General features: G+C 33.3%; 1 protein-coding gene. It reads left to right on the top strand.

Annotated elements, in window-relative coordinates:
- A partial coding sequence (locus SCA31_RS22630) for a DUF1287 domain-containing protein (protein WP_410699299.1) occupies positions 1-252 on the top strand: 252 nt, incomplete at its 5' end.
- Positions 253-378 lie beyond the last annotated feature (126 nt).

The following is a 378-nucleotide window of genomic DNA, read 5'->3' as shown; positions in this document are numbered from 1 at the left end:
CCCAATCTTGCCGTCTTTTTTTCAACATTTGGAAAACAAAAATCCATAGAAACCAATCCTGCATTATATGTTCCCGGAGATATTGTTACCTGGATTTTACCTGGAAACTTAACCCATATTGGAATTGTTGTCAATAAAAAATCGGCAGACGGAAAGAGATTTTTGATCGTACACAATATAGGAGCCGGACAAGTGCTGGAAGATATCCTTTTTAAATATACCATTACAGGACATTATCAGTACCCTAAATAAGCTATTTTTATGAAACACTTTATGTATGCTTTATTGGTATTGATCACATGCTGTATAAAAGCTCAGACCAACGAATTTAAAATAATCAGTAAACCTATTGATTATTCTCCTGAAAGAATACGTTTA

Origin of the sequence: Chryseobacterium sp. SIMBA_028, from assembly GCF_046535285.1 — a bacterium.
Lineage (GTDB): Bacteria > Bacteroidota > Bacteroidia > Flavobacteriales > Weeksellaceae > Chryseobacterium.
The sequence above is the reverse complement of the archived record's forward strand: the minus strand, read 5'-3'. Positions and strand labels throughout refer to the sequence as shown.